The sequence below is a fragment of the Myxosarcina sp. GI1 genome (genome assembly GCF_000756305.1).
Classification (GTDB): Bacteria; Cyanobacteriota; Cyanobacteriia; order Cyanobacteriales; family Xenococcaceae; genus Myxosarcina.
In genome coordinates this window covers 36705-57336 of sequence record NZ_JRFE01000050.1, presented here as the reverse complement: position 1 = coordinate 57336, position 20632 = coordinate 36705, and the positions used below count along the sequence as shown (strand labels likewise).

18 protein-coding genes are annotated in these 20632 nt (G+C 39.9%); 7 read left to right on the top strand and 11 right to left on the bottom strand.

Annotated features, from left to right (window positions below; translation table 11 throughout):
* Positions 1–42: 42 nt before the first annotated feature.
* Complete coding sequence (tgt, locus tag KV40_RS26640; protein WP_172657352.1) at positions 43–1164, bottom strand: tRNA guanosine(34) transglycosylase Tgt; 1122 nt, start codon at positions 1162–1164, stop codon at positions 43–45.
* Positions 1165–1378: 214 nt separating this feature from the next.
* The gene (locus KV40_RS26635; protein ID WP_036487611.1) at positions 1379–1819 is read right to left on the bottom strand and encodes a hypothetical protein; all 441 of its coding nucleotides are present in this window, start codon (positions 1817–1819) and stop codon (positions 1379–1381) included.
* 293 nt (positions 1820–2112) lie between these two features.
* Here KV40_RS26635 and cobS point away from each other — a divergent pair, with 293 nt between their 5' ends.
* Positions 2113–2901: an adenosylcobinamide-GDP ribazoletransferase gene (cobS, locus tag KV40_RS26630; RefSeq protein WP_036487609.1), complete on the top strand. Its 789-nt coding sequence runs from the start codon at positions 2113–2115 to the stop codon at positions 2899–2901.
* Between the two features lie 41 nt (positions 2902–2942).
* Here the strand turns inward: cobS and KV40_RS26625 are convergent, their stop codons facing one another.
* Together KV40_RS26625 and KV40_RS26620 are read right to left on the bottom strand one after the other, a co-directional pair.
* Entirely contained in the window at positions 2943–4598 is a 1656-nt protein-coding gene (locus KV40_RS26625; protein ID WP_036487607.1) for a sodium:solute symporter family protein, read from the bottom strand.
* Positions 4599–4631: 33 nt separating this feature from the next.
* Positions 4632–4916, bottom strand: a complete 285-nt coding sequence (locus KV40_RS26620) for a DUF4212 domain-containing protein (RefSeq protein WP_371260843.1) — start codon at positions 4914–4916, stop codon at positions 4632–4634.
* Positions 4917–5135: 219 nt separating this feature from the next.
* On the opposite strand from KV40_RS26620, the gene hpnH reads away from it, so the two are divergent.
* Positions 5136–6152 (top strand): adenosyl-hopene transferase HpnH, encoded by a 1017-nt coding sequence (hpnH, locus tag KV40_RS26610; protein WP_036487603.1) that lies wholly within the window; start codon positions 5136–5138, stop codon positions 6150–6152.
* Between the two features lie 36 nt (positions 6153–6188).
* Here the strand turns inward: hpnH and KV40_RS32680 are convergent, their stop codons facing one another.
* A complete protein-coding gene (locus KV40_RS32680; protein ID WP_052055993.1) occupies positions 6189–7478 on the bottom strand; it encodes a PPC domain-containing protein in 1290 nt (429 codons plus the stop codon).
* 153 nt (positions 7479–7631) lie between these two features.
* Here KV40_RS32680 and KV40_RS26600 point away from each other — a divergent pair, with 153 nt between their 5' ends.
* Together KV40_RS26600 and KV40_RS26595 are read left to right on the top strand one after the other, a co-directional pair.
* Positions 7632–8318 (top strand): hypothetical protein, encoded by a 687-nt coding sequence (locus KV40_RS26600; protein ID WP_036487601.1) that lies wholly within the window; start codon positions 7632–7634, stop codon positions 8316–8318.
* 52 nt (positions 8319–8370) lie between these two features.
* Complete coding sequence (locus tag KV40_RS26595; protein WP_081942951.1) at positions 8371–9780, top strand: S-layer homology domain-containing protein; 1410 nt, start codon at positions 8371–8373, stop codon at positions 9778–9780.
* 107 nt (positions 9781–9887) lie between these two features.
* On the opposite strand, the gene KV40_RS26590 is transcribed toward KV40_RS26595, so the two are convergent.
* The 3 genes from KV40_RS26590 to KV40_RS37055 all read right to left on the bottom strand — a co-directional run bounded on the left by KV40_RS26590 (position 9888) and on the right by KV40_RS37055 (position 12143).
* Positions 9888–11360: a GAF domain-containing protein gene (locus KV40_RS26590; RefSeq protein ID WP_052055991.1), complete on the bottom strand. Its 1473-nt coding sequence runs from the start codon at positions 11358–11360 to the stop codon at positions 9888–9890.
* Positions 11361–11825: 465 nt separating this feature from the next.
* The gene (locus tag KV40_RS37485) at positions 11826–12002 is read right to left on the bottom strand and encodes a type II toxin-antitoxin system HicB family antitoxin (protein WP_216595737.1); all 177 of its coding nucleotides are present in this window, start codon (positions 12000–12002) and stop codon (positions 11826–11828) included.
* A gap of 18 nt (positions 12003–12020) precedes the next feature.
* Positions 12021–12143 carry a hypothetical protein gene (locus KV40_RS37055; RefSeq protein ID WP_256381173.1) on the bottom strand — a complete coding sequence of 41 codons (123 nt, stop codon included), beginning with the start codon at positions 12141–12143 and terminating at the stop codon, positions 12021–12023.
* 100 nt (positions 12144–12243) lie between these two features.
* Here KV40_RS37055 and KV40_RS26580 point away from each other — a divergent pair, with 100 nt between their 5' ends.
* The 3 genes from KV40_RS26580 to KV40_RS26570 all read left to right on the top strand — a co-directional run bounded on the left by KV40_RS26580 (position 12244) and on the right by KV40_RS26570 (position 17533).
* On the top strand, positions 12244–12702 hold the full coding sequence (locus KV40_RS26580) for a DUF1772 domain-containing protein (protein ID WP_036487599.1): 459 nt from the start codon (positions 12244–12246) through the stop codon (positions 12700–12702).
* Positions 12703–12847: 145 nt separating this feature from the next.
* On the top strand, positions 12848–16594 hold the full coding sequence (bchH, locus tag KV40_RS26575; protein ID WP_036487597.1) for a magnesium chelatase subunit H: 3747 nt from the start codon (positions 12848–12850) through the stop codon (positions 16592–16594).
* A gap of 66 nt (positions 16595–16660) precedes the next feature.
* The gene (locus tag KV40_RS26570) at positions 16661–17533 is read left to right on the top strand and encodes a hypothetical protein (RefSeq protein ID WP_036487595.1); all 873 of its coding nucleotides are present in this window, start codon (positions 16661–16663) and stop codon (positions 17531–17533) included.
* A 126-nt stretch (positions 17534–17659) separates the two neighbouring features.
* On the opposite strand, the gene KV40_RS26565 is transcribed toward KV40_RS26570, so the two are convergent.
* The 3 genes from KV40_RS26565 to KV40_RS26555 all read right to left on the bottom strand — a co-directional run bounded on the left by KV40_RS26565 (position 17660) and on the right by KV40_RS26555 (position 20610).
* On the bottom strand, positions 17660–18202 hold the full coding sequence (locus tag KV40_RS26565) for a hypothetical protein (protein WP_036487593.1): 543 nt from the start codon (positions 18200–18202) through the stop codon (positions 17660–17662).
* A gap of 266 nt (positions 18203–18468) precedes the next feature.
* Positions 18469–19806 (bottom strand): NAD(P)/FAD-dependent oxidoreductase, encoded by a 1338-nt coding sequence (locus KV40_RS26560; RefSeq protein WP_036487591.1) that lies wholly within the window; start codon positions 19804–19806, stop codon positions 18469–18471.
* Entirely contained in the window at positions 19807–20610 is an 804-nt protein-coding gene (locus KV40_RS26555) for an SDR family oxidoreductase (protein WP_036487589.1), read from the bottom strand.
* Positions 20611–20632 lie beyond the last annotated feature (22 nt).

The window sequence follows — 20632 nt, the reverse complement described above, 5'->3', positions numbered from 1 at the left end:
GGACAAAATTTTAGTTTTTTAAAGCAATCGCAATAATTTAGCTTAGTCATTCAACCAGCCAGCAAAATCAGTAGTAAAAGTATCTTCAAAAATTGACTGGCGAATTTGCCGAGTAAAACCGATCAGTTCGGTAATGTTGTGTAGGGATAATAAAATATAGCCTAACATTTCGCGCGATCGCACCAGGTGATTTAGGTAAGCACGGCTAAAATTTTGACAGGCATAACAGGAACAATCTCGATCTAGAGGGGAATAATCTTCTCGATAGGCAGCATTTTTTATATTTATTCTGTCGCCTTTTACCAAAGCCGTACCGTGTCTTCCCAAACGGGTAGGAATTACACAATCAAATAAATCGATTCCTGAAGCGATCGCCCGTACCATTTCTTTATAGGTTCCTACTCCCATTAAATAGCGGGGTTTGTCTGCTGGTAATAAAGGAGCAGTATACTTTACCGTTTCGTTAATCAGTTCCGTTGCTTCCCCGACGCTAACGCCACCAATAGCATAACCTGGTAAATCTAAGGCGACTAAATCTTTTACCGCTTTGAAGCGTAGATCTAAGTGTATTCCTCCCTGTACGATTCCGAATAAAGCCTGTTTTTCGGGATATTGATGCGCTGACACGCATCTTTTCAACCAACGATAGCTTCTTTCTGTAGCTTCTCGTACTTGTTCTTTGGTAGCATCAGCAGGAGGACATTCATCAAATGCCATGATGACATCGGCACCCAAAGCATTTTGAATTTGAATCGATTTTTCTGGTGTCAGTTCGATAATACTGCCATCGCGAGGCGAACGAAAAGTAACTCCTGCTTCACTAATCTTTCGCAGTTCGCTAAGGCTAAAAACCTGAAATCCACCCGAATCGGTCAAAATAGGCTTATTCCAGCCCATAAACTGATGCAAACCCCCTGCCGCTTCAATTATCTTTTCTCCTGGCTGCAAATGGAGATGGTAGGTATTAGCCAAAATCATCTGCGCCTGGGCATCTTCTAACTGTCGAGGGGTAATTCCTTTTACCGTTGCTAGAGTACCTACGGGCATAAACCGCGGTGTTTCTACGATGCCGTGAGGTGTATAAAACACTCCCGCTCTAGCTTGAGTATGATTACAGGTTGCTTGGCACTGAAACGAAAATCCCACCTTTGAATCATTTAGCATTTAGCATTTAACATTGAGCATTTACCTCATTCATTGTTTAATGTTCAACTCGCGCGTTCCTGAGTCATTAGAGTCGAGGAGGTTTCCTCGCAGGGCGGAATCGCCCAAAGCGTCGCTCCTGCGTCGCGACTTGCCTCTGAAAGAGGCTGCGCTTGTGACGGACGTTTGCTGAGGAAACCTCAGCAAACGTCCGTCAAAGTTCAATGGTCAATGTTTAGAAGTCTTCATCGTCTAACTGTACGTCCAAACGAGCCGAAAGCACTTCTGCTACCATTGCTTCTATCACTGCGGCATCAAGATCTCGATCGTTTTGTTTTGAAGATGGCGACAGAGGAATCAAGCGCAGTTGAAGATTTTCTTGAATCAAATCGAAACAGACTTCTGCCTCAGAAGATTGACCGAGTTGTAAATAGTTAAAACTTTGAATATTAATGTAGAGATTACCATTAGCAATTAGAGTAGCTCGATCGGGATCGTTAAATACTTCTCTTACTTTACCTTCGCCTTTGCTATGTAAATGGTTATCGATCGTATGAACATAGCGAACACAACCAAGGTCGTTCAACAAACGTTTGATATCATCTCGATTAATAACAATTCCCGTATCGACGATACAAGGTGCGGGAAAGGATTGTGAAGATTTGTGTTGACTCATAGCAGAGCTTTTATCCGATATTCCAAACTCAATTGGCAATATTCAAGATTATTGTTAGTAAATGAACATCTGGTTGATTATCAATACGTAGCTTTTGACTGACAAAATTTAAACACACGCAAATAGTAATAAATAAGTAGTTATAACGATCGCAATATAAATAAGTTTTGCGCTTGAACTCATACACTGTCTGCAATGACAGTTTGTTACAGTCAAAAATAAAGTAATCTATGAAACAATATTAACTCAATATTTCCCTGCTATCGTATGAATTTTTATCTAAGAATTTTTCTGTGTCAAAAACTTCTCTAGAGTTATTATGGCTTCAATTCAAACGATTACTTCGTTCTTTGGCAAGCTGTGTAATTTTTTATACCATAATACCTTTGCCACAGGGTTGGATTGGAGAGTGGCAGCGTGTTGCTCGTTGGTCGCCTTTAGTTGGCTTAACAGTTGGAGCAACATTGGGCTTATTATCGCTCGCTTTACGATTTGGCAATTTCCCCAATCTAACTAGCAGTGCCATTATTGTAGCGATGTGGGTAGGAATTACAGGTGGATTGCATTTAGATGGGGTAATGGATGCTGCTGATGGTCTGGCAGTTACGGATATCAGCCGTCGTTTGGAAGTAATGAAAGATAGTGCGACTGGTGCTTATGGAGCGATCGCCGCAGTAATTATTATTCTTTTAAAAACTGTCGCTTTAAGTGAAACTACGCTTCCTCTTTGGCTGGTATTAATGCTGGCTGCAAGTTGGGCGAGATGGGGACAAGTGGCAGCGATCGCTTGTTATCCTTATTTAAGAGAAACAGGAACGGGAGCGTTTCACAAAGAAAATCTGCGCCTACCACAAGATTTATTGTTGGGACTGGTATTTATCCTGTTGTTTGACGGTGTTATCTGGTGGCTGGAATATTTAACCTGGTGGCAAATTGTTTTCTTAAATTCTGTTAGTTGCGCGATCGCTTTGCTAACGGGATATTATTTTTACTGGCAGTTAAAGGGACATACTGGAGACACTTACGGTGCGGTAGTAGAGTGGACGGAAGTATTTATTTTATGTTTGTTGACCGCATTTTAAATAAAAAAGGAAAAGGTTTTGTTACCTTTTCCTTTTTCTGACTAAAAATTTCCTTCAGGAGATTGCAAATTATCTACCATTGCTTGAATTTCTCTTGGTGGCGGTGGTGTCAGGCGAGAGACAGTATAGGTAATGATAAAGTTGAGTATCATACCTACAGTACCGATACCTTCAGGAGAAATGCCTAAAAACCAAGGGGGCATGCCATAAAATTTATTGCCGATAATATAAAAGAGCGTAAATGCCAAGCCGACGATCATTCCAGCGATCGCGCCTTCGCGGTTGGTACGACTGTCAAAAATCCCCAATAAAATTACGGGGAAGAAGCTAGCTGCCGCCAAACCGAAGGCAAAGGCTACTACCTCAGCCACAAAACCAGGAGGATTAACGCCAAAATAACCAGCAATGGCGATCGCAAATCCCACCATAATTCTACCTACCATTACCCTGCGACTTTCTGAAGCGTTGGGATTGATAATGCGATAGTAAACATCGTGGGCGATAGAACTAGAAATAACTAATAGTAGCCCAGAAGCTGTAGATAGAGCGGCAGCCAAACCGCCTGCGGCAACTAAAGCTATTACCCAAGGAGCAAGACTGGCAACTTCAGGAGTTGCTAGCACGATAATATCGCGATCGATAGTGATTTCGCTGGTGGTTTCATCGGGGGTTAGCTCGATTCTACCGTCGTTGTTTTTATCTTCAAAGCCTAACAGTCCCGTATTCGACCATTTATTTGCCCAGTCTAGTTGCTGTACTTCAGCAATGGTTTTATCGTGCAGACTGTCAATGAGGTTGTAGCGGGCAAAAGCCGATACCGCAGGGGCAGTAGTATAGAGAATGGCAATAAATAACAATGCCCAACCAGCCGAATAACGAGCGGCACGAGCCGAAGGTACGGTATAAAATCTGACAATAACGTGGGGTAATCCTGCCGTACCTACCATCAAAGCAATAGTGATAAACAGGATATCCAGCATCGATTTATCGACAAAAGGTTGGGTATATTCGGCAAAACCTAAATCTACCTGTATCTGATTGAGTTTGGGGACGATATCGCTAAAGCTAAAAGCCAGTTGCGGTATGGGATTGCCAGTTAATTTTAGTGCGATCGCTACGGCGGGAATAATAAAGGCAAAAATCAACACAGTGTACTGCGCTACCTGCGTCCAGGTAATGCCCTTCATACCTCCTAAAATGGCAAAAAATGCCACGATAATCATCCCGATTATCACACCAGTATTAATATCTACCTGTAGAAAACGGCTAAAAACAATTCCTACTCCGCGCATTTGCCCCGCCACATAGGTAAGTGAGACAAAGATTGCTGCCACTACTGCCACCAAACGCGCCCACACTGAGTAGTAGCGATCGCCGACAAAATCGGGAACGGTATATTTACCAAACTTGCGAAGATAGGGAGCGAGCAGCAAGGCAAGTAAGACAAAGCCACCAGTCCAACCCATAAGATACATCGAGCCGTCGTAGCCCAAAAAGGAAATTAATCCCGCCATCGAAATAAACGAAGCTGCTGACATCCAGTCGGCTGCGGTAGCCGCGCCATTAGCTAAGGCAGGTACGCCGCGATCTGCCACAAAAAAACCTTCACTGTCTCTAACTCGCGATCGCCAGCCAATATAAAGATAAATAATAAAAGTAATTGCAACAAAAATAGTAGTCCAAAGTTCGACTGACATAATTTTTAAAGTTGATAGTTAATTTTTATAAAATTACTGACGATATTTGCGATCGAGCTTATCCATTGCGATCGCATAGACAAAAATTAAAATGACAAAAATAAAAATTGCTCCCTGTTGCGCCATCCAAAAACCCAAAGGAACATTACCAATTTGAATATTGTTTAGTAGGGGAACTAGCAAAATTCCGCAAACTAAAGAAGCCAACGCCCAAATAATCAATAAGTTACGAATTAATTTAGTATTGGCACGCCAGTAAGCTCGATAGCGATCGCGCCGAATTGCTGCGATTTGGCGTTCTTCCTCACTAAGCGTCATCTCTTCGTAGTTATCTGTCATACGATCTTTTCTTTAAACATTAAAAATCGAGTGTACTAGAAAAGGCGATCTGAATTAAAAAATTGTAATTTAATTTACAGAAATATTTCTTTTGTTTTACATTTTTAATACTGTTAAGAAAAGCTTTAAAAGCACCAACTTTAACACTTAATTGCCAAAATCTCATTACAATAACCTCTAAAGATAAAGGTGTGAGAAATGGCAATTCAACTACAGCAAGCGATAACCGTAGGTAAATATCTGGTCACTCAAAGATTGTTAGGACGCAAGCATTTTCCTTTAGTATTGATGCTCGAACCTCTGTTTCGCTGCAATCTTGCCTGTTCTGGGTGTGGTAAAATTCAGCATCCTACAGAAATACTCAAGCAAAATCTCACTCCCGAACAGTGTTTTGCTGCCGTAGAAGAATGCGGCGCGCCTGTAGTTTCTATACCTGGGGGCGAACCCCTGCTACATCCCCAAATTGATGAAATTGTTAGGGGTTTGGTAGCGCGGAAAAAGTTTGTCTATCTCTGCACCAACGGCTTGCTGTTAGAAAAAAGCCTGCATAAATTTACCCCTTCTCCCTATCTGACTTTTAGCGTTCATTTAGACGGCTTGCGAGAACAACACGATAAATGCGTCGATCGCCAGGGAGTATTCGATAAAGCGATCGCGGCAATTCGCGTTGCCAAACAGCAGGGGTTTCGGGTTACTACCAACACCACCGTATTTGAAGGTGCCGATCCTGCCAAGATGCAGAAATTTTTTGATTTCCTCGAAAGCCTCAACCTCGACGGCATGATGGTTTCTCCTGGCTATAGCTACGAATGGGCACCAGACCAGGAAAGCTTCCTCAAAAGGGAACAAACCAAAGCTTTATTTAAAGAAATTCTCTCTCCCTGGAAATCGGGGCGTAAAAAGTGGAATTTTAACCACAATCCCTTATTTTTAGAGTTTTTAATGGGTGATAAAGACTTTGACTGTACTCCCTGGGGCAGTCCTAGCTACAGCGTTTTGGGCTGGCAAAAACCTTGTTATTTACTCAATGAAGGACATTATTCTAGCTACAAAGAATTAATTAGCAAGACCAAGTGGGATAACTACGGCAAAGCCAGCGGCAACCCTAAATGTGCTGACTGCATGGTTCACTGCGGCTACGAACCTACTGCCGCTACTGCCGCTATGCAGCCCGAAAATATGGGTAAAGCGATCGGAGCTTTATTTGGAGGATAATTGACAAATAGAGAAAATCGTACAGCATAATTTAGCTCATCGACTTATAGTTAAAACATAACTACCCGTTCCGCCTTCATCGTAGGCGTTGACAATTACCTGATATACTCCCTTGTCGGGCAGGGTAACGCGCAATCGCGAGTTGCTGTTATCGTCGCTGATATCGTCGTTTTGTTCTAGAATCTTACCTTCTGCGTCCATAACCGCCACAAAAGTATCGAATTCATCGCTTTCTAAGCTAACGATAAAAGACTCTCCTGCATCACCTTCGAGGGGATAAGAATCGTAAAAACTACCATCGTCGGGAACTGTTTTATCTCCTGATGCTAAAGCACCACGCTCTACTTTTTCTAACAAACGAGAATCATTCTGAGTAATAGCAACTTCCTCCGAAGTGTTGGCTTCTGTCTGGTTAGCTACTTCAGTGTCGGCAACTGTTTCAGCAGGTGGTACTGCTACTTCAATACTCGGTACTTCTGGTAAGCTGTTTTCAGAATTAGAGGATTCTAAAGATTCTACAGTTTCTTCAGTGGGAGAAATAAATATATCGGGAGTCGAGTTATTAGCTGGAGGCTCTGGAACGGTACTACTGATGGTAGATTGAGAATTTTCGGGCGGAGTTGGTGGAGGTAGGGTAGCAGTCTCAGTAGTAGTTACTTCCGTATCCGATCGCGTATTACTAGCGATTGCGCTATCTGGTTTGTAGGCGATCGCGCAAATGTTATCGTATCGTTCGTCAGGCTCACAGACAATTCCCGCTTGTTCTGACTCTGTAGTAAACAAGCTAAGACGGCGACGGCGATCTGGAAAGCGATCGTCTACAATTAACTGCATGACAATTGCTTGAGGAGTAACAAGGCTGTAGCTAATATTGTCGAGATTAATATTGATGCCATTAGTAAAATTAAAGATCGCATCTAACTGAGTTTCTGCTGTAGCTGACAAAGCTTCAGAACTGCTTAAAGGTGGTAAAGGCGGTTGTTGGCGTAAAAAAGCGATCGCTTCTTGTAAAGCTTTGAAGCCACGATTGGTTCTAATAGCTTGTTCCCCTGGCAGCTTTAACAAAATACCTTGGTAATATTGCTGTTGTTGCTCCAGCCAGTCGGCATAGGCTTGAGGTTGAGTTCTAGCGCGATTGATTTCTGCCAGGATTTCTGACTCGATGGCAGCGGTTTGAGCTTGAGCTAGTAATTGTGTTGTCGAGCTAAAAGAATTTGCTTGCTGTGCCCTTACTTTCATAGGAACAGCGATTGCCCCTGGTAAGAGCAAGGTAGAAAGAGAGACTAAAATAGCCTTATTAACCCTAAATGTATCTAAGTCGAACATAATCTTTATTTCCCAAACTCAGCCAGGTTAGTTGTACCAACTGCAAACTTTGTGGCATTGCTAACTGAATATGTCAACATAGACAACACATCTATTAAACTTGTTTCTCAAATTTTCAATTTCCCTCATCGATACCCGTCGCTGTAAAACTCTATGTTAATACCTCTAACGCGAGAAAAATTAGAACAACTAATTCCATTAATTGCTACCAGTCAACAGTACTCTCACTACTGGGGAAAATGGCAAGATTTACTCAATCGTCTGCTGATATCTGTAGTAGCAATAGTAGTCATTTTAATTATAGATTTGATAATTGGCGAATCGGGACAGGCTTTACTGTTGTTGTTAGGTGCGATCTCTGGACTTTATTGGCTGTGGTGTCCCGTATATTTAGCTAGCACTCGTAACTCTACTGCTCGCCGCTTTAAATACGGTGGTTTTTGGCAGGGAAAAGTTGTTGAAGTTTATCTAACTGAAGAATTAATTGGTGAAGAAGAAACAGTAAACAAGCGAGGCGAATTAGTCATCGTAGAAAACCGCGAACGCTGGATCAATGTGGTTCTAGTTGACGAAACTGGTTTTGAACTAGAAGTACATGCTCCTTTAAAGCGAATTCATAAAGCCATTACTACAGGTCAAGTTGCCCAATTAGTAGTGCTATCCAACCGTCCCGACCTTTCAGCAATCGACAAAATTAGCGATGCTTACTTTCCCAAACAAAATCTTTGGCTCGCTCAGTATCCCTGGCTAGCTCGTGACGTGTTTTTAGAAGTTAGCCGCGAACTCGGAAACGTACCAAAAACCCAGTATCGCCGCAAAATTAAACGTAGCCAATTTTAGAGCGGGTTAAGTTGGTAAAATTAAAGAATACAAAACTTTTTGACGAGCGATCTTGTTACACATTAGACCTTATAAAACAGTTGCGTTTCAGGCTATATCGACGTTATTGTTAGCTTTGCTAGCTAGCTGTGGCAACGGTAGCGCAATTGAAAATTTAGTTAGTGCCGATCCTCAACTAAGCAAAAACCAAACTACAACTCCAACTTCTAATTTACAAGCTGAAGATAACGGCAATTCTTTGAATTCAAAATTGTCGGGAAGTGAGGCGACCGACCTATCACAATTTCCCAATTTGATTCCTCTCTATAGCCCAGCCGAGTTGCAAAATATAGAATCGGGATTAACTGACGAGACAGGGAGAGGAATCTGGCGATCGCCAGATCCAATCGCTCGCATCGCTTCTAACTATCAAGAACGACTAAAGAGCGATGGTTGGGAAATTATTCAACCATTCAATCTCGCTGCTAATATTGAAACTTCTGAAGCAATAGCCAGTAAAGACAATTTAGAGATTGCTATTTCTTTAGAACAGTTGAGTTCGGATGCAGAAGCCAATGGCGATAAAACCGAGTTGACTATTGCCTATCAACCTAGCGAACCAGAGACTAATTTAAATTCTGCAAGCAAACCGCAACCAGAAAAGACACCAGAGGATAATTTGTTTGCTCCTGCAAATACGGCTGTCGAAGAAGAAATTAAAAATACCCAAAATTCAGTCAACACCAAGCCACAAAATGTAGCAAATAGTCCTACTGCAAAAATTTCCACAACAGCAGAGTTTAGCGATCTGGCTGAAGTTCCCGAACAACTTCAACAATATGTAGGCGACGTAGCGAAATTAGGAATTCTGACTCCTTACATTCAAGAAGAAAATGTCGCCACAGATAAATTTGCTCCTAATAAACCCATAACCCGTAGTGAGTATGCACGCTGGTTAATTGCAGCTAACAATAAGTATTATCAAGATTCTCCAAATAAAAAAATTTACGAAGCTAAAGACCCCGAACAGCCAGCTTTTAATGATGTAAATAGCAACAGTCCGAGTTTTGGCGCGATTCAGGGATTGGCAGAAGCTGGTTTAATTCCTTCAATGCTTACTCAAGACAGCAGTAAACTCTTGTTTCAACCAAACGCTCCTTTAAAAAGAGAGGATTTAGTTACTTGGAAGGTACCTCTAGATACCCGCAAAGCTCTACCACAGGCAGATATTGAAGCAATTAAAGAAAGTTGGGGCTTTCAAGATGCTACCGATATCGACCCTACTGCTTTAAAAGCTTTATTTGCCGATTTTCAAAACGGCGATCGCTCTAATGTGGGTCGCGCTTTTGGTTACACTACTTTATTTCAACCCAAAAAACCCGTAACTCGTGCTGAAGCAGCAGCTTCCCTGTGGTATTTTGGTTTTCAGGGTGAGGGAATTACCGCACCAGAAATAGCTAAAACTTCTCCAGCAAGCGAGTAGTTTATTCAGAAATTGGTGAAAGCAGTGAAAGGAGAAAAATTATGTAAAAATTAATCTTTCTGATTTCACTGACTACTTTTAATTAAGCTTAGAGCTTACGGCTTCTTTCAAAGTTTTTTTGACTCTTTAGCATATAAGTCCCGAGCCGCAGTTTCTAAAAGTTCATTAATGCTGTTGCTGTTTTTATGCAAGGCAATATGAGCTTTTTTGAGTTCGATTAAATTTGCCGACAGTTTTTTAAGTAAGATTTGAATAAACTTAGTTTGCTTTCTAGATTGAGGTGAAATACTTTCAATAATTGAATTAAATTCTCTAATTAGTAATTTGTTTAAATTATTAGCTTCAATCAATAGCTGCGAAGCATCTCTCACTGGTTCTCTAATTTGCTCGATATTAGATTTAGAAATAGTTATAGTATCTCTAGCTAGTTCTATAGAGGCTATATTGGACTGATTATCATCAATGCGTTCGTTTAATTTAACCTTAGATAGAGATAAACCTGTATGAAAACCAACCTGTTTTAACCACTCAATTTCTTCAGTTTGCCACTCTCGAAATTTAAAACACTGATGAGCGACCAGCAAACCATATACTTCTCCATCATCCCAATTTACAGGAACGACTAAAGTAGATTTTACGGCAATTTTATCCAAATTTTCTACGTAACATTTACTCATCCCTGCTTCAAAAATATTAGAGATTGCCGAAACTCGACCATGTTTGTATTTGTCGATGTATCGATATTCAAAACAAGGATCTTTAATAACGCTATTTAAAATTGGAGCCAAGGGAGAAATTTTAGCTTCGGCAACAATTTTACCGATGTTTTCTTCTTGAAGACCATAAATAACGACGCGATCGCATTCTAACGTTTCTTTAGCTTTTTCTACTGCAAACTGTAAAACTGAGGCAACTTTTTCTTGCTGGTGAAGCTTTCTAACCAGTTCGGTCATCTGTTCTTGCCACCGAGCAGCTTTTTCCAGCTTCGAGCTTAGCTGCTGTTGTTTTTTCCACTCTAAAAGTCTTTCGGCAGTCCAACTAGCAATTTGCAGCGCAAAATCGATTTCTGACTGTTTCCATTGTCGAAAATCCGAACATTGATGTGCTATCAATAATCCGTATAATAAGCCTTCAGCATCGCATATAGGAACTACTAAATTAGCCTTAACCTCAATTTTTTCCAGGTTTTCCACATAGCATCGGCTCATTCCCGCTTCATAGATGTTGGTAATGGTTGTAATTCTTCCCTGTTGGTATTTATTAATGTATCTATTTTCAAAGCAGGGATCTTCGATAACCGTACCTAACGTGCGAGTAAATCTAGGATTTACGGCTTCGGCTATTATCTTTTCGTGAGAGTCCTTTTCTAAACTATAAACTACCACGCGATCGCATTTTAAAACCCGATAGACCGTTCTGACGCTAACTGAATAAAAATCTTGTTCTGAAACGGCGGCACGAATTTCTTTTACCAGGTCTAAAACCAACTCACTTTCACGATCTTGAATAAATTCAGCAAGTAGGTCGCTTTGCTGAATCTTACCTCGATCTGAGTCTGTCAATAATGGCTTAATATTCATAAACTTTAGCAACACTTATAGGTTTAATAGGCGATTGCCCGAAGCGCAGCGGCAGAGCCGATTGCAGTATTTGGTCGAGTCTCGACATCGAAATTTAACAACAATAACCACTGTTAGTTCGAGAAATTTGTAAATAATTATAAAGGTTTGTTCGGTAATTTTACTGAATTATTTTTTGGTTTTTGTTATCAAGATCTAATATTAATTACCTAAAATAAAGCTATTGATTGACTGTAAAGGATTGGGGAGCAGTGGAAAATTTCTCAATCTGTATTCAACTTCTCAATCTGTATTCAACATTTAAAGAAACGATATAACTACGCTGCCAATAGCTGCTTATTGATAATATTTAGCATTAAACTAGTAAAAAACTAAGGCAAAACTATCAAAGCCTTTTTTTAGTTTCTTGGCTTCAATTCGATTGTTTAAAAGTTATCCTTGTCAGCGATCGTAACTAGAAGCTACTCACACTGTTCTATTTAATGCTTGTTCGACAAAACTATTGAGACTGAAATTTTGTTTTTTTGCTTCAATACTAATTTTCCGATGTAACTCAGGAGAATTTCGCAGATTAAATTGACCAGAAAATGCTCGATCGGGTTCTTTTTCTTCTCGCTTGCAATCTTCTAGATATTCCTCAATTACTGCTTCAAAAGACGGTTATAATTCATCTACTGTTTTACCATCAAAAGAAATAACATTTCTAGTATTAATTACTCCGCCAAAAAACAGGCGATCGACTTCATCATATTCAATTACGGCTTCATATCCTTTATATTTCATTTTTTTACTTTTGCACTTAATATAAATATACGAACATCTTTTACTTGATTCGCTCGCTTCCGATAAAATTGTCGTATAATTTTTAACTACATAAGTATAGATGCAGCTAGTACTTTTAGTCCTACTTTTAAACTCTGCTCTTCTTACAGGTAATGAGTTTGCCGTATCTACATTTATACATCCGTCGCTATCTGCTGATAATCATCGTTCAAATCTACCAACGATACAACATTTTGCCAAACTTTACGGTAGAGTAATGCCTTTTTGGATGGGCATGACAACAGGTTTACATACTTTAGTTAGTGCAATCGCTTGGTTCTATTTTAAATCCGTATTTCCTTGGTTGTTTGCTACTGCCTCAATTTGGGCAATCGTAATTCTCTATAGTCTGATTTTTCCAGTTCCTCTGAACAATCGAGTAAAAGAATGGGATATTACTGAATTACCGCTAGATTGGGAGCAAACCAGAAGCAAATGGGATTTGTATAACTGGATTAGGGTAATATTTTTGATTTTGGCATTTATTCTTTTATCAATGGGATTTAAAGCTAGTTCTTAATAGAAAGCTCTAATTACAGTAGAAATTCCTGAATAAGCGATCGCTTGCTCCCAATCTCACTCCACCTTACAATCATCACCTTTACTCTAAAATTTTCTTAAAATCATAAGTAGGAATATATAAAGAAACTTTAAGAATCTGGACTATGAAACGGATTGTGGCGATCGCGGGATTTGAATCTTTTAATGGCAACCTCTATCGTCAGGCGGCGGAGATGGCGACGGTGCGATGTGAAGGGTTGGAGGTAATCTTTTTCAGCGATCGCGACATTGCTACTTCTTCCGATAAAGTAGAAACTGCGCTACAGTCTGCCGATGTGTTTTTTGCCAGTTTGCTCTTCGACTACGACCAAGTTGTTTGGTTAAAAGAAAGAGTTAAAGATATTCCTATCAGACTAGTTTTTGAGTCGGCGATAGAATTAATTAGTCTGACAAAGTTGGGTAAATTTGCGATCGGCGATAAACCAAAAGGAATGCCCAAACCCGTTAAATTTATCCTAAGTAAGTTTGGCAACAGCAGGGAAGAAGATAAGCTGGCTGGCTATTTAAGTTTTCTAAAAACGGGACCCAAATTATTAAAATACGTTCCTGGCAAAAAAGTCCGAGACTTGCGTAACTGGTTGATTATTTACGGTTACTGGAATGCGGGGGGAACTGAAAACGTCGCGGCTATGTGTTGGACGCTGGCGGAGAAATATTTGGGTTTGACCGTTGGTGATATTCCACCAGCGATAGAAACCCCCAACATGGGTTTATTGCATCCCAAATATCAGGGTTATTTTACGTCGCCACAAAATTATTCAAATTGGTATCAAAACAATGTCAGGACGATTCCTGTAGTAGGGGCTGTTCGCGAACAGCCCCTACAGAAACCCGTTGTTGGTATTCTGCTGTATCGCAAACACGTAATTACCAAACAACCATATATTCCGCAATTAATTAAACATTTTGAAACCGCAGGTTTGATTCCCCTGCCAATATTTATTAATGGCGTAGAAGGTCATGTTGCGGTTCGAGACTGGCTGACTACTGACTACGAACAAGAACAAAGACAGCAGGGTAATAAAGAAATTTTATCTCTAAAAGATGATGCGGTAAAAGTCGATGCAGTTGTTTCTACCATTGGTTTTCCATTAGTTGGAGGTCCTGCGGGTTCGATGGAAGCAGGGAGACAGGTAGAAGTAGCTAAGCGCATTCTAACGGCTAAGAACGTTCCTTATATCGTCGCTGCACCTTTATTAATTCAAGATATCTACTCTTGGACGCGACAGGGAATAGGCGGTTTGCAGAGTGTAGTTTTATATTCTCTACCCGAATTAGATGGCGCGATCGATACCGTACCTTTAGGTGGTTTAGTAGGAGAGGATATCTATCTCGTACCCGAACGTTTACAACGCCTCACCAGCAGAGTTAAAAACTGGATTGAGTTGCGACACAAACCCACTTCAGAAAGAAAAATTGCCGTTATTTTATATGGCTTCCCTCCTGGTTATGGCGCAACTGGTACTGCCGCATTATTAAATGTGCCACAGAGTTTATTAAAATTTCTTCAGGCTTTAAAAACACAGGGTTATGAAGTCGGAGAACTACCCGAAGATGGCGAGGAGATAATTCAAAAAGTAAAAGAAGCGGATGAAGCTATGGCTTCTTTTGATAACAAAAGCGACATAACCTCAGTTAACGTTCGCACTTTAGAAAAATGGTTGGGTTATCTACAAACTACCAAAATCGAACGGCAATGGCAGTCACTAACGGGTACGGGAATTAAAACCTACGGCGATGATTTTCAAATTGGCGGTATTCAATTGGGTAATGTGTGGATAGGAGTACAACCACCATTAGGAATTGCAGGCGATCCTATGCGGTTGATGTTTGAGAAAGATTTAACCCCCCATCCGCAGTATGCAGCTTTTTACAAGTGGCTGCAACACGAATATCAAGCCGACGCAATAGTTCACTTTGGAATGCACGGTACTGTAGAATGGCTTCCTGGTTCGCCTCTGGGTAATACTGGCTATTCTTGGTCTGATATTTTGTTAGGCAATTTACCTAACTTATATATCTATGCTGCTAATAATCCTTCAGAATCAATTTTGGCAAAACGTCGGGGTTATGGTGTCTTAGTTTCTCACAACGTACCGCCCTACGGACGTGCGGGTTTGTATAAAGAATTGATGGCACTAAGAGAATTAATTGCTGAATATCGTGAAGATCCTGAAAAAAATCAGGCTTTACGAGAAGCTATCTGTCAAAAAATTGTCGATGCTGGTATAGAAAAGGACTGCAAGTTTGAAGAAGGATCGAAACAAGGAATTAGTTTTACTGTCGAGAATGCGAAATTGTTTAGTAAGACGATAATTAATAAATATTTTCTCCAAGTTTACGAATACTTGCAGGTATTAGAACAGCGTTTATTTTCTTCTGGCTTGCACGTTTTAGGAAATGCACCCAATGAAGAACAGTTAAAGTCATATTTAGAGGCTTATTTCGATAAAGAATTATCGCAAAATGAAATTGGCGATATTACCTCGCGTCATGATACAGATACACAAAGTAGGAGCGAAAGGCTTTCGCCCAATGAAGAAGCAATAAAAATTAGAGATTTGTTGGCACAAAATACCGATGAGTTAACCAATTTGCTACGGGGTTTAAATGGAGAATATATACCCCCCGCGCCTGGTGGAGACTTGCTTAGAGACGGCAGTGGCGTATTACCTACGGGTAGAAACATACACGCTTTAGATCCTTATCGGATGCCTTCCCCTGCGGCTTACGAACGCGGTAAGGAAATAGCTGAAAAGATTATTGCCCAAAACCTGGAAGAAACAGGAAACTATCCCGAAACTGTAGCGGTAATGCTGTGGGGTTTAGATTCGATTAAAACTAAAGGTGAGTCTTTAGGTATTCTATTAGAACTTGTAGGTGCAGAACCCGTAAAAGAAGGTACGGGAAGAATTGTGCGTTACGAGTTGATATCTGTAGAAGAATTGGAACATCCTCGTATTGATGTTTTAGCTAACCTGTCTGGTATCTTCCGCGATACCTTTGTCAATATTATCGAACTGTTAGACGACTTGTTTCAACGGGCAGCAGAAGCCGAAGAATCCGAAGCTGATAACTATATTCGCAAACACTATTTAGCTTTACAGGCGAAAGGGGTAGATAATGCTAGTGCGAGAATGTTTTCTAACCCTGCTGGTGATTTTGGTTCTTTGGTAAACGATAAGGTAGTAGATAGCAATTGGGAATCTGGTGACGAACTGGCAGACACCTGGAAAAACCGCAACGTCTTTAGCTACGGACGCAAAGACAAAGGACAAGCCAGACCAGAAATATTATCTCAGTTATTAGAAACCAGCGATCGCATCGTCCAAGAAATTGACTCAGTAGAATATGGCTTAACCGACATCCAAGAATACTATGGCAATACTGGCGGTTTAAAGCTGGCGGCGGAAAAACAAAGCGGCAAGCAAGTAGAGGCTTCTTTTGTGGAAAGCTTTTCTAAAGATACTACTCCCCGCAAGTTAAAAGACCTGTTACGCATGGAGTACCGTACTAAGTTACTCAATCCTAAATGGGCAAAAGCCATGTCAGACCAAGGCAGCGGTGGCGCGTATGAAATCTCGCAACGGATGACGGCTTTAATTGGTTGGGGTGGTACGGCTAATTTTAAAGATAATTGGGTATACGACCAAGCAGTAGATACCTATGCTTTAGATGCTGAGATGGCGCAAAAATTACGAGATGCCAATCCTGAAGCGTTTAGAAATATTGTAGCGCGATCGCTTGAAGCACACGGACGGGGTTTGTGGAATGCCGATGAAGAAAAGTTAGAGAAGTTGAGGGAGTTGTATCAGTCTACCGAAGATGAATTAGAAGGAGTAACAGTTTGATTGACAATGGACAATTGACAATTAAAATTAATTTTTATCAGTTACGATATATTCCAAAATTATCTTATGGGTATTGATTGGTTCAGATTTAAATTAAAAGACAATACAGACATATCCTTAGTTAAAAAATTAATCGAACGCCAAGCTATAAGTTTTCAATCTCTCTGGGGATGGAGTTCTAATTTTGACAAAGATAAAAATTTGTATAGTTTGTTAGAAAAAATCCATCTCCAGCCTTATATAAAAGCTTCTAAAGAATTAAAAAGTCTTTTAGAATTTCCAGAATGGAACGAAGAAAAAGGATGTGCAGAAGATATTTCCGATTTGCATTCTTGTATGCGAGTATATCCAATTACCAGATGGGCTATTTTCCCTCCTCTATGGCGAGTTTTAGATTGCCGAACTTATTTACTAGAAAAATTAGAAAAACAATTAGATAAATGGCAAACTTGGATTGCAGAAGTTAAAAATAATCAACATGATGAATATCTTCAAGAAATCTATTTATATGAAACTTTAAATACTTTTATCTGTCACTTAAATATTTTACAAAGTACTGCAATTGCTTCTTTAGACAAAAATAATAATTGGCAGAAAAATTCAGAATTGCAAACAATAAGACAAAAAATATTAGAACTTCCTCAAGTAGAATGTATTCAAATTCGTGTAGACCCACAACAGCCAATTTCAGACAAAATCGATAATTTTGATTCCACATACCGCCAAACATTCAATTATCTCAAGGATGTTATTGAATTAACTAGGGCTTGGGATTCTAAAATAAATGATGGTTGGAAAGTAGATTATTACGAAGATAGGTATTATCTAAATTTTGAAGAATTTAAAGAAAGTTTTTTCGATAATGATTGGCTAGAAATATTTTTTGACTGGGTAGATCGATGTTGTAAATATAAATTTGGTTTGTATTTAGATTATTAATGATATCTAAGAATTATAAAAAGTTAATCTAGAAGTCTCATGTAATATTTTTATTAAGAGCGATCGCCAATAATTTAGTATCGTGTTAAGTTTCGTTTTTTTAGCTTGAAATGTATGGGTTTGGATTTATTTAGGATACTCAACAGAGATACTAACCGACTTTGTAAAATCCTCAAGAGAATCTACTGGATCGTGGTTAATAGGGAGCCAGTAACCCCATATCAAAAATTCACCGTTATAAGGTTTAACAAAAGTACCAAACTCGTCAAAGTCAAATACGATGCTATCTTTATCATTTTGAAGAATGCGACCATCTATGGTTAAACGATACGGATTAGAAGGAGAAATTTCAATTACATCTATTCGATCTTCACTTGTAGATTTTCTAAGAAGTCCATAAAAATCATTATCGCTGAAGTCAATATCACCATCAGACATAGCACGTAGAGACAGTCTGAATGATTTTGTCCGATCTTCGTAAACGTGAATAACATCAGGTTCGTCTGGTATCACGCTAGCCGTCAAAAGAATATTTTCATTGACAGTATACTCAGATTTATCAGACTCTATTATCAATTCATAAGGATAAAATGCGTCGAAATTTTGCGTATCGGCAAAGTAACTGCAACTACTGATAAATAAAAGAACTATCCCAACTAGGTATCTCATGAGAACGATTCTATTTATTAGATAAAAATTTCATGATATAAAAAATTCTTTTCTTCCTAATATAAACTAAATAAATGACAAAATTTATTCTTCTTTTCTTTCTGAAATTTGCATCTCTGGAAAACCCGTACCAGAGATGTGATGTTGAAACAAACTAGGTGGTGCATCTTTGGATAAGTTATTTGGCATTTCTATTAATTTCTCATCGACCGATAATGTTGTGACCCATAATAGATTTTTAGCTATTTTATGTTAATAATTTTGACTTACTTTATAGTGATTAACATTTTATCTTCTCGATTTTGTGGATAAGGAAGCGGCTGATTTTGATGTTCGGGATATCGCTTATCAATCTGACGCGCTTTTTTAACCAAGAAACCAAAAAATAAGTTGAGAAATTTTAATTGCCTAAAGGTTTGATGGGGATCGCTGAGGTGGGTTTTTGGTAGAGACTGACCCATTTCTCTGAATACTAAACCAAGGGGAATATTTATTTCGTTCTGTAATTTGAGTAAACGAGCAAAAATTGGTGCGTAAGCCGACATTATCGAACCGACTCCCCCGCGCACTTGTCCCCACCCAATGTAAGACAAACCCTTATAGTCAGCTAAAAACGAACCGCCATAACACTGCACCGTTGCGCCTTTTACTCGCTGAAGTTCTGGTGGTAAAAAAGGATATGCTACATAATAGCCAGTAGCGCAAACGATTAAGTCAAATTCTTCGCGAGTGCGATCGCAAAATTCCACCCATCGACCATCAAGCTTATTTACGGCAGGCTTGGGAATAATGCGTCCGTGTTGAATATAGTAGGGAACTTCGTTGTTTAAAGTAGGATGTTTTTCAAAAATCCGATAGTTGGGTTTGGGCAATCCGTAGCGTTCGTGTTTGCCAAAGGTAAGGCGAATAATGCTGTAAGCTAACCAACGCTGAAACCATTCTGGCATCCAACCCTGAATAATATTGACTAAAGGAACTCCTGCGAAAGATTTAGGCAAAAACCAAACTGAGTTTCTAAGACTCAATACGCTTTTATCTGCTACTCGCGCCGCTTCAGAGGCAATATCGCAGGCAGAATTACCACCACCGATGACCAAAACTCGCTTACCGCGCAGTTGTTCGGGTTTTTTGTAGTCTTTAGAATGAATAATTTCCCCTGCAAACTCACCCTCAAACTTGGGAAACCGCCTGCACCAGTGATGACCGTTACACATAATTACACCTTTGTAGATGCGCCGTTCGCCATTAGCAAAAGTTACTTCCCAGAGGTTATTTTCAATCGGTCTAACGTAGCTGACAGTACGGTTGAGTTCGATTTGTGATTTGAGATCGAAGTGTTCGGCAAACATATTAAGATAATCCCACATCTGTTGCGCGCTAGGAAAATCGGGATAATCTTTGGACATGGGAAAATGAGTAAACTCTGTTACCTTACGAGAGGAGATAATATGGGCAGTTTCGTAAACTCCGTGATACCAATTGCCTCCAATGTTGTCGCTGGCATCCACCCAATCGTAAGGTATACCTGCTTCTTTTAAAGCTTGCGCTATCCCTAAGCCGACAAAGCCAGCACCAATAACTAATTGTTTGTGGTTATTACTCATTTATTTATTTCTCGTACCGCGAGCGCCCAACCAGTCCAATAATGACGGAAAATATTGTTTGAGAAGGTGAATACTCTTTCCTATCCTATCGGGGAATACGTGAAGTCTGTCTTTCTCGATCGCTCTAATGGTATTTTTTATCACCCTGGCAGGATCGCTTATCAGGCGATCGTTAATTTCTTTATTCCCAGCTAAAGTGCCATATCCTTCCGACTGTAAGATAGGAGTACGGCTAAAAAAAGGATACACTGCCGTGACTTTTACATTATAAGCTTTGACTTCGTTATACAATCCTTCGCTAAAGCCTCGCAAGCCAAATTTACTAGTGCTGTAGTGAGCCATGCCCGCAGGAGCAACCCACCCCGCCATCGAAGAAATATTAACAATATGTCCCTGTCGGCGAGCGATCGCATCGGCAATAAACAGCGAACTCAAGCGCATTGGAGAGATTAGATTTATTTCCATCAAACGCTCCCATTTGGCTACTGGCACTTCATCCATACGCCCAAACAGACCGAGCCCAGCATTGTTGATTAAAATATCGACTGGTAGATTTAATGACTTGATGCGAGTGTAAAGAGTCTCACATCCTGCACTACTGGCAAGATCGATATTCCAATAAGCAATAATTTCACCTGAAGCTATTTCTTGGCGTATTTCAGTAATGCGATCGCGCAACAGCTTTTCATCAATATCGGTAAGAATCAAACGGCTACCTGCTTGTAACAATTGTCGAGTAAATTCTCTACCAAACCCTCCTGCTGCACCAGTGAGGACAACTACAGCATCCTTTAATTGGGTCATGACACCTAGTTAGCTTGTCGAT

What these genes read in the sequence shown, in the direction of transcription:
- KV40_RS26635 (WP_036487611.1), bottom strand. Translation starts at nt 1,819, where the DNA reads ATGAGTCAACACAAATCTTCACAATCCTTTCCCGCACCTTGTATCGTC.
- KV40_RS26580 (WP_036487599.1), top strand. Translation starts at nt 12,244, where the DNA reads ATGCAGCTAGTACTTTTAGTCCTACTTTTAAACTCTGCTCTTCTTACA.
- KV40_RS26620 (WP_371260843.1), bottom strand. Translation starts at nt 4,916, where the DNA reads ATGACGCTTAGTGAGGAAGAACGCCAAATCGCAGCAATTCGGCGCGAT.
- tgt (WP_172657352.1), bottom strand. Translation starts at nt 1,164, where the DNA reads ATGCTAAATGATTCAAAGGTGGGATTTTCGTTTCAGTGCCAAGCAACC.
- KV40_RS26590 (WP_052055991.1), bottom strand. Translation starts at nt 11,360, where the DNA reads ATGAATATTAAGCCATTATTGACAGACTCAGATCGAGGTAAGATTCAG.
- KV40_RS26600 (WP_036487601.1), top strand. Translation starts at nt 7,632, where the DNA reads ATGTTAATACCTCTAACGCGAGAAAAATTAGAACAACTAATTCCATTA.
- KV40_RS26560 (WP_036487591.1), bottom strand. Translation starts at nt 19,806, where the DNA reads ATGAGTAATAACCACAAACAATTAGTTATTGGTGCTGGCTTTGTCGGC.
- KV40_RS37055 (WP_256381173.1), bottom strand. Translation starts at nt 12,143, where the DNA reads ATGAAATATAAAGGATATGAAGCCGTAATTGAATATGATGAAGTCGAT.
- KV40_RS32680 (WP_052055993.1), bottom strand. Translation starts at nt 7,478, where the DNA reads ATGTTCGACTTAGATACATTTAGGGTTAATAAGGCTATTTTAGTCTCT.
- KV40_RS26565 (WP_036487593.1), bottom strand. Translation starts at nt 18,202, where the DNA reads ATGAGATACCTAGTTGGGATAGTTCTTTTATTTATCAGTAGTTGCAGT.
- KV40_RS26555 (WP_036487589.1), bottom strand. Translation starts at nt 20,610, where the DNA reads ATGACCCAATTAAAGGATGCTGTAGTTGTCCTCACTGGTGCAGCAGGA.
- hpnH (WP_036487603.1), top strand. Translation starts at nt 5,136, where the DNA reads ATGGCAATTCAACTACAGCAAGCGATAACCGTAGGTAAATATCTGGTC.
- KV40_RS26625 (WP_036487607.1), bottom strand. Translation starts at nt 4,598, where the DNA reads ATGTCAGTCGAACTTTGGACTACTATTTTTGTTGCAATTACTTTTATT.
- bchH (WP_036487597.1), top strand. Translation starts at nt 12,848, where the DNA reads ATGAAACGGATTGTGGCGATCGCGGGATTTGAATCTTTTAATGGCAAC.
- KV40_RS26570 (WP_036487595.1), top strand. Translation starts at nt 16,661, where the DNA reads ATGGGTATTGATTGGTTCAGATTTAAATTAAAAGACAATACAGACATA.